Consider the following 8,176-nt stretch of genomic DNA (forward strand, 5'->3'; position numbering starts at 1 on the left):
GACGCGAGCGAGGCCGTTGCCGGGGGTCAGCCGGCGTAGGGGGCCTTCGCCGCCTTCGCCGCCGTCAGGAACGCGCCCTTGTTCCTCGGCCAGAACAGGCTGTCCACGCACGAGTACTGCGGGAAGAACCCGCCGCAGCTGCCGCTGCCGCTGCCGATCTCGAACGTGTAGCTCGCGATGCCCAGGGTGCCGTAGGTGAAGTCGTCGGTCGTGCCCGTCGTGTCACCCTCGGCGACCACGGTGTACCCGTTGAACGCCGCCATCTTCCTGCCCAGCGCCGAGAGCTGCGCCGCGTTCGGGTTGGCGTTCCACGTCCAGCCCCACGGCGGCATGATCAGGTTGCCGTAGCTGTGGACGGTGATCATCACGCCCTTGGTCGTCACCGGTGCCGGCTCGGTGTCGCCCGGGCCCCGCTGGTCGGGGAACAGCTGCCGGAACCACGCCTCGATCGCCCGGGTCTCCGGCTCCGACCCGGCCGCCGTGCCCTGGTAGGTCTCGCCGCACCGGCTCGTGCCCGCCCCGCCCCACTTGAACGTGGAGTTGCGGTTGAGGTCCACTCCGTAGCTCGGCGCCGAGCACGACGCGCTGGTGTTGTTGGCGTTCTTGCGCTGCATCAGCGGCTGGTTGCCGCCGGACGCGACGATGTCCACGCCGTCCGGGTTGACGATCGGCACCACCCACAGCTCCGTGGTGTCCAGGATGGACGTCACCTCGGCGTCCGTGCCGTACCCCTTGGTGACGTGGTCGATCCACCGCCACGCCAGCTCGCCCGTGGCCAGCTCCCGCGCGTGGAGCTGCGCGATCAGCGCGAACCGCGGCTTGGCCGAGGCGGGGTTCAGCGCGCAGTCGCCGGCCTGCTTCCTGGTGATGCAGATGGCCTTGATGTCGTGCCCGCCCTGGCCGCGCGTCTTGCGCCAGCTGTCGCCGATGTCGTGCACCTGCGTCAGCGCCGGGTAGGCCGCCGCCACGTCGGTCAGGTGCTTCTCGTGCTCGGCCGCGGTCCGGTAGCCGCCGTAGAACGTCTGGACGCCGACGTCCGCGCTCCGCCCGGCCGGCACCGGCTTGTAGACCGCGTCGAACTTGCGCGGCCGGTAGCCCAGGGCGACCAGCCGGTCGGCCACGCGCTGGTCGCCGACCACCTGCACGCCGCCGTCGACGCCGTGCTCGACGTCGAACCCGGCCGCCTGCAACGTGCGCTCGGCCGCGCCCGGGACCTGCCAGTAGTACGGCGCGTCGTCCGGCCGTGCGGTCGCCGCGCTGCTCCCGACGAGCACCAGCGCCGCCGCGACAAGACCTGTCCACACCTTCATCGACGGACCTCCCAACGGGTCGGCGGCCGGGCAGGGTAACGGGGGCCGCCGTGCCGAAGGCGAGTATGGGGCACCGCGCACGCGGTCAAGTACCTACTAACGGTGATCATGTGTACCCATAACGTCACATCGGGTGAAAAATGTGTTAACCGGGTGCCCTCCGCGTTCACGGCGGCGCTCGGCGCGGGAACCGGACCGGGTCCGCCCGGACGGGGGTCAGAAGCGGATCACGACCCGTCCGCGCAGCCCGCCCGCGTCCATCACCCGGTGCGCCTCGGCGGCCCGCTCGGGCGGGTACTCGCCCGCCACGCGCAGCCGCAGCACACCCGCCGAGGCCAGCTCGCGCAGCTCCTCCAGCCAGTCGGTGCGCTCCAGCGCCTCGCCGACCACGACCCGGTGCACGGTGATGCCGCGCTCGGTGCTCGCGGGCCGCCAGCCCCGCACGACGACCACGCCGCCGCCGTCGCGGACCGCGCCGAACACCCGCTCGTGCAGCAGCGCGGTGTCGTACACGCCGTCCACGCCGGCGGGGAAGCGCTCGCGCACCGCGTCGGCGAACCCGTCACCGCGCGGCACGACGTGGTCGGCGCCGAACCCGAGGACCAGCTCCCGGTCCTCGGGCTTGGCGTCGGCGACGACCACCAGGCCCGCCCGCTTGGCGAGCGGCACCACGTACGAGGCGAGCAGGCCCGCGCCGCCGGTCACCGCGAGCGCCCCGCCCGGGGGCAGGCCGAGCAGCTCCAGGCCGAGCCTGGCGGTGAGCCCGTTCATCGGCAGCGTCGACGCCTCGGCGGCGGAGGCGCCGTCCGGGACCGGCACGGCGGACGCCTCCGGCACGACCAGCAGCTCCGCCTGCGCCCCGCCCTCGGGGCGCCGGGGCGTGACGGCGGCCATCACCTCGTCGCCGACCCGCAGCCGCCGGACACCGGGGCCGACGGCCTCCACCGTCCCCGCCGCGTCCATGCCGGGCACCCACGGGGGCGGCACGTCGTCGACGCCCCTCTCCCGCACCCCGATGTCGGTCGGGTTGACGGCGGCGGCGCGCACGGCGATCCGCACCTCGCCCTCGCCCGGCTCCCGCACCTCGCGGTCGACGACGGCCAGCACCTCCGGACCGCCCCGCTCGGTGACGCCCACTGCCCGTGCCATCGCGCTCTCCTCCCGTGCGGCACCCCCACCTGCCTACCGCGGATCGCCCGCGGGCGCGCGGCGGGTCAGCGCCAGCCGAGGGCGGGCGCGACGTGGGTGAGGATGTCGTCGAGCACGTGCACGTTGTAGTCCACGCCGAGCTGGTTGGGCACGGTGAGCAGCAGCGTGTCGGCCTCGGCGATGGCCTCGTCCTCGGCCAGCTGCTCGACCAGGGCGTCGGGTTCGGCGGCGTAGCTGCGGCCGAAGACGGCCCTGGTGCCGGCGTCGATGTACCCGATCTTGTCGGTGCTCCCGCCGTCGTCGCCGAAGTAGGCGCGGTCGAGGTCGGAGGTGAGGGCGAAGACGCTGCGCGAGACGGAGACGCGGGGCTGGTGCTGCCACCCGGCTTCCGCCCACGCCTTGCGGAACGCCCGGATCTGCTCGGCCTGCTGGACGTGGAACGGCGCGCCGCCCTCGTCGTTCTTCAGCGTCGAGCTCATCAGGTGCATGCCCTGCCGGGCGGCCCAGGCGGCGGTGGCGTTGGAGCCCGCGCCCCACCAGATCCGGTCCCGCAGGCCGGGCGAGTGCGGTTCGACGCGGAGCAGGCCGGGCGGGTTGGGGAACATCGGGCGCGGGTTGGGCGGCGCGAAGCCCTCGCCCTTCAGCACGGTCAGCAGCACCTCGGTGTGCTTGCGGGCCATGTCGGCGTCCGTGTCGCCCTCACCCGGCTGGTAGCCGAAGTAGCGCCAGCCGTCGACCACCTGCTCGGGCGACCCCCGGGAGAGGCCGAGCTGGAGCCTGCCGCCGGAGATGAGGTCGGCGGCGCCGGCGTCCTCGGCCATGTACATCGGGTTCTCGTAGCGCATGTCGATCACGCCGGTGCCGATCTCGATGCGCTCGGTCCGGGCGCCGATCGCGGCCAGCAGCGGGAACGGGGAGGCCAGCTGCCTGGCGAAGTGGTGCACCCGGAAGTAGGCGCCGTCCGCGCCCAGCTCCTCCGCGGCCACGGCCAGGTCGATGGCCTGCGACAGCACGTCCGCCGCCGACCTCGCCCGCGAGTGCGGGCTGTCGGACCAGTGCCCGAAGGACAGGAAACCGATTTTCTTCACGCCCGTGGAACGCCACGCGACGCTGGTTGATTCCTCAACTACCTCGTCCGACGGCCCAGGCCGGCCGGCGGCCGTCGGCAGCCCGCGCCGTCGTCGAACGGGGGTGGCCGACCGGCCACCCGGGTGAAGGTCACCCGGCGGGGCGGCGACGTCCCGATCACCGCCGGGTGCGGGGCGCCGCCGCGTAAGGGCAGGTCGGGGCCGGGTCGGCGGCGGTCGTTCACACCGGTGGAAAAGAGGCCGTAACCATCACTCAATGTTTCGTTGAAGTTTCGCTGCGTGACGTATAGGCTCCTGATTGCTTCTGGGAGCGCTCCCAGATTGATCACCGCCGCCCACCATCCGAAGAGTGGAGGCTCAACCATGCGTCTGCGCAGTACCTCCGGGTCCCCTGCCCGACGACGAGGCGCCATCGCGCTGGCCGTCGCCATGATCGCCGGCATGTTCGTCTGGACCCCGACGGCCTCGGCGCACGGCACGATCGTCGGCCCCGCCACCCGTGCCTACCAGTGTTGGCAAGCCTGGGGCAGTCAGCACACGAACCCTGCGATGCAGCAGCAGGACCCCATGTGCTACCAGGCTTTCCAGGCCAACGCCGACACCATGTGGAACTGGATGAGCGCGCTGCGGGACGGCCTCGGCGGCAACTTCCAGGGTGCGACCCCCAACGGGCAGCTCTGCAGCAACAACCTCTCGCGCAACAACGCCCTGAACACGCCCGGCAGGTGGCGGACCACCAGCGTCGGCAGCAGCTTCCAGATGCACCTGTACGACCAGGCCAGCCACGGCGCGGACTACTTCCGGGTCTACGTCAGCAAGCAGGGCTTCGACCCGGCCACCCAGAGCCTCGGTTGGGGCAACCTGGACCTCGTCACGACGACCGGCAGGTTCGCCCCGGCCAAGGACATCAAGTTCAACGTCCAGACCAACGGCTCCTACCGGGGGCACCACGTCGTGTTCACGATCTGGCAGGCTTCGCACCTCGACCAGGCGTACATGTGGTGCAGTGACGTGAACTTCGGGTAGTTCACGACCGGGACCCACGAGCGCCCGGCCCGACGTCGGCACCACCGGCGTCGGGTCGGGCGCTTCCCGTGCGCGCGCGTCCGCCGGCCGCTCCGCCGCGCCCCACCGCCTGCCGCGCCCCGGTCCCGCCGGGGCTCAGCGCAACGGGTGGTTGCCGGTCTCCGCCACCGAGCGCACGACGAGCTTGAGCCGGTCGAGGAAGCGGCCCACGTTCTCGCGGGCGGTCGCCGTGTCGGGGTAGCGGGCCGTGACGTGCAGGTCCTCCCGGGTGCGGTTCACCCAGAAGCTCGCCTTGCTGTTGTGGGACCTCCCGACCAGGGTCCGGGCGTTCCACTCGGTCCACCGCTCGGCGCCCGGGACGTGGCGCAGGTCCAGGAACGAGACGAACGAGAACATGTCGTGGGAGTGGCGCAGCCGCACGCCGAGGACTTCGAGCACCTTCACCAGCGGTGTCTGGGCGACGCGGTTGGCGGTCCTGGCGGACCTCTGCGCACGGGGGAGGAGGTCGCGGAAGTCGGCCGCGCCGTGCAGCGGGATCTCCACCGGGCCCGCGCCGACGTACCAGCCCATGGACGTCGACCACTCCGGCGTCGCCCGCGTGTGCAGCGGTGTGATGAACCGGTGGACCGGCTGCGGCCGGAACCGGTCGAACGCGATGGCCGCCGCGGTGAGCACGCCCGCGAGGACGCTGCTGCGCCCGGCCCGGCACGCCGCCTCGAACGCCGCCGCGCCCGGCGCGTCCAGCAGGTGCTCGGTCGTCAGGCCCTGCGGCACGCACGCGCCGTCCTCGACGCCGAGGTCGAGGGGCAGCGCCGGCAGCCCGCCGCCGCAGGCGTCGAGGAACGCCGCCCACCGCACCGCGGCCGGGTGGTCCCGGTCGACCCGGTGCGCGGCGATCCGCTCCGCGCGGCTGAAGTCCACGTAGCTGCCGGTGTCGTCCGGCACGTCCGCCCGCCCGTGCACGGCCGCGTCGTAGAGGTCGTGCAGCTCCCGGATGACCGCGAAGATCGAGTAGCCGTCCGCGTTGGAGTGGTCGAGCGCCGCGATGACCGTGGTCGAGTCCGCCCGCTCGACGGTCTCCACGACGTAGCTGGGCCAGCGGGTCGCGTCGGTGGCGCGCGTGAGCCGGTCCGCGAGGCGGTCCGCGACGCCGTCGCCCGCCGTGAAGTCGCCCAGCACGGTGTCGACGACCGACACCGCGTCGCGGTCCAGGGTGAACCGGTGGAATTCACCGCCCGCCGCGAGGAAACCGCTGCGCAGCGTCTCGTGCCGGCCGATCCACTTCCGCAGCGCGCCGCGGAACGCCTCGACGTCCAGCGGTCGCGCTATTTCGAACGCGATGCCGATCCAGGTCGGGAAACCGGTGTCGCGGTCGCGTAAAGCGGTGACCACCCGCAGGTGTCGCTCCTGGTTGTAGGACGGCGGTGTCGGGTCGTGGGCCAGCGCCGACGCCGCCGGCAGGTCCGGCACGTGCGGCCTCCACTCCCGGAGGCGGCCGGCGCGGACGGGGTAGTCGGACAGTTCAGTCGTCTTCACGTGGTGTCACCGGTGCCCTGGTCAGGGGATCGGCGCGGGTCTCAGGCCCGCCCGCTCCGGTCCGCCACGAGCTCGGCGATGGCGCCCACGGTGGGCAGTTCCTTCAGCTCCCGCTCGGTGATCGCGACGCCCAGCTTCTCCTCCAGCGCCACGGACAGCTCGACGAGGGCCAGCGAGTCCAGGTCGACCTGGTCCGGCGTCGTGTCCGGGCCGATGTCCCGGGTGGGCACGCCGATCGTGTCGGTGAGGATCACGATCACTTCGTCGAGCATGGGTACTCCTCGCGCCGAGGTGCGCGTCAACGCACCGCGATTCCGTTCTGGTGGGGTCTTCGAGCGCGGAACGGTACCACCGAGCGGTTCACTTTCCGGCAGGTGTGTTGAAGGAAGGAAAAATCCACACGAATGAGTGATTTATAGGGTGTCGGCGCGATCGGGGAATTGTTATTTTGGTATATCGCCGCCGGTCTGGTCCTCGGCGTCCGCCCCGAGGTGCGCGGCGAGGTTCGCCAACGAGGAGGCGATCCCGGCGGCGTGGTCCTCGGCGGAGATGCCGTCGGGGACGTCGTCGGCGCGGACGTCCACGCGCGTGCCGGTGCCGACCGCGGTGACCTCCCACGTCATCGTCATCGTGCCGGCGAAGGCGGGGTCGTCGGAGACGAAGTCGACCGCCTGCACGACGCGCCGCCCGGGGACGAGGTCCACGAACCGCGCTTCGACGACGTCGGAGTCGGCGGTGGCCTTGCCGGGCGAGCCCGACGCGTCCGCGTAGGTCAGGACCAACCGGTACGACCCGCCCGGGCGGGCGTCGAAGCGGTCGAACCCGCCGCTCATCCCGGTGGGCGGCAACCAGGCCGCGAGCGCGTCCCGGTCGACGAGCGCCGCGTACACGCGCTCCGGCGGGGCGGCGATCACCCGCGATCCCGTGTCGGTCCTCGGCACGGTGCCATCCTAGGCGTCCGCCCGCCGCGGGTCACTCGCCGCGCACGGCACGCCGTCCCGTGCGCCACTTCCTCGCGTACGGCAACGAGAACAGGTAGAGACCGGTGAGCAGCAGCACGAGGAGCGGCGGCAGCGGGAGGTAGAACACCCAGGGCGCGGACCCCGCCTGACCGAGCGCGGCGAAGCAGGCGATCACGGTCACCGTGAAGGCGATGGACACCCAGCGGTGCAGTCGGCGGACGCGCTTGTCGCCGTTCATCGGGAACTCCTCGGGATCGGTGGGGCGCGTCCGGCGCGCCCCCGTGCCGAAGACGCTAGATATCGCACACCGCCCCGTGCTTCTCGATTCCTGACCGCTTCGGCGCGTGCGGTCCCGGCCCGGCGCGCTCAGGGGAGCGCGGCGGGGTCCTCGCCCCGCTCGTCGAAGTCGCGGCCGAGGTACCGCGCCCAGCCCTCCGGGTAGTGCGCGCCCCGCGCCCGGGTGCGGCTGTGGTGCTCGACCCACGTCGCCAGCTCCGCCAGGCCGCGGCGCAGGGGTTCGCCCTCGTCGCGCGCGATCGCCCGGTCCCACCACAGGGCGTGGACGCCGATCAGCTCGTGCAGGAACGGGAGGTCGGCGATGCCCGCGACCCGTGCCGCGTTGACGCGCTCGAAGTAGCGCAGCACCACGTTGGCGTCCCGGAGCGGCCTGCCCGACGCCGGGTCGGCGTAGGTGGCGATCCCGTCGTCGGCGCGCAGGCGGGCGAGCGCGACCGGCCGGACCTTCCCGTTCTCCCGGGCACCCTGGAGGTGGACGAGCAGGCGGACGCGGGCGGTCTGGACGTCACCCGCCGTCAGCTCGGCGTGCAGGCCCAGGGCCCGGTCGACCTTGCGGTTGTGGTTGTCGGACAGGAGCGAACCGGCGCCGAAGACCAGCGCGACGGTCACGCCCAGCGCCTGCACGCCCGTGGCCAGCGCCTGGTACTGGTCCGCGTTCAGGAACCAGATCGGCACGACGAGCAGGACCGCGGTGGCGCCGGTGAGGACGGCTGCCGCCCACAAGAGGCTGCGTTGCATGGTTCTCGCTCCCGGACGGGTGATCGGCTCCTCGGGCGGACCGAGTATCGGGGATCACCGCTCCCGCCGG

The 8,176-nt window shown here is 72.7% G+C and carries 9 protein-coding genes; 1 reads left to right on the plus strand and 8 read right to left on the minus strand.

Features of this window, described 5'->3' with window-relative positions:
* Window positions 1-26: 26 nt before the first annotated feature.
* The 3 genes from ACR807_RS39845 to ACR807_RS39855 all read right to left on the minus strand — a co-directional run bounded on the left by ACR807_RS39845 (window position 27) and on the right by ACR807_RS39855 (window position 3,547).
* Window positions 27-1,310, minus strand: a complete 1,284-nt coding sequence (locus ACR807_RS39845) for a M14 family zinc carboxypeptidase (RefSeq protein ID WP_438926724.1) — start codon at window positions 1,308-1,310, stop codon at window positions 27-29.
* A gap of 216 nt (window positions 1,311-1,526) precedes the next feature.
* The gene (locus tag ACR807_RS39850; RefSeq protein ID WP_438926725.1) at window positions 1,527-2,459 is read right to left on the minus strand and encodes a quinone oxidoreductase family protein; all 933 of its coding nucleotides are present in this window, start codon (window positions 2,457-2,459) and stop codon (window positions 1,527-1,529) included.
* 65 nt (window positions 2,460-2,524) lie between these two features.
* On the minus strand, window positions 2,525-3,547 hold the full coding sequence (locus tag ACR807_RS39855; protein WP_438926726.1) for an LLM class flavin-dependent oxidoreductase: 1,023 nt from the start codon (window positions 3,545-3,547) through the stop codon (window positions 2,525-2,527).
* 363 nt (window positions 3,548-3,910) lie between these two features.
* On the opposite strand from ACR807_RS39855, the gene ACR807_RS39860 reads away from it, so the two are divergent.
* Window positions 3,911-4,573 (plus strand): lytic polysaccharide monooxygenase auxiliary activity family 9 protein, encoded by a 663-nt coding sequence (locus tag ACR807_RS39860; protein WP_438926727.1) that lies wholly within the window; start codon window positions 3,911-3,913, stop codon window positions 4,571-4,573.
* A gap of 135 nt (window positions 4,574-4,708) precedes the next feature.
* On the opposite strand, the gene ACR807_RS39865 is transcribed toward ACR807_RS39860, so the two are convergent.
* From ACR807_RS39865 to ACR807_RS39885, 5 genes are all read right to left on the minus strand, one after another.
* Complete coding sequence (locus ACR807_RS39865; protein WP_438926728.1) at window positions 4,709-6,109, minus strand: condensation domain-containing protein; 1,401 nt, start codon at window positions 6,107-6,109, stop codon at window positions 4,709-4,711.
* A gap of 41 nt (window positions 6,110-6,150) precedes the next feature.
* Window positions 6,151-6,381: an acyl carrier protein gene (locus ACR807_RS39870; protein WP_438926729.1), complete on the minus strand. Its 231-nt coding sequence runs from the start codon at window positions 6,379-6,381 to the stop codon at window positions 6,151-6,153.
* 171 nt (window positions 6,382-6,552) lie between these two features.
* A complete protein-coding gene (locus ACR807_RS39875; RefSeq protein ID WP_438926730.1) occupies window positions 6,553-7,050 on the minus strand; it encodes an SRPBCC family protein in 498 nt (165 codons plus the stop codon).
* Between the two features lie 31 nt (window positions 7,051-7,081).
* Window positions 7,082-7,309 (minus strand): hypothetical protein, encoded by a 228-nt coding sequence (locus tag ACR807_RS39880; protein WP_438926731.1) that lies wholly within the window; start codon window positions 7,307-7,309, stop codon window positions 7,082-7,084.
* Between the two features lie 128 nt (window positions 7,310-7,437).
* Window positions 7,438-8,106, minus strand: coding sequence for a hypothetical protein (locus ACR807_RS39885; protein ID WP_438926732.1), 669 nt, complete (start codon window positions 8,104-8,106; stop codon window positions 7,438-7,440).
* Window positions 8,107-8,176: the final 70 nt, after the last annotated feature.

This window comes from Saccharothrix sabaoui (assembly GCF_051756985.1).
Lineage (GTDB): Bacteria > Actinomycetota > Actinomycetes > Mycobacteriales > Pseudonocardiaceae > Actinosynnema.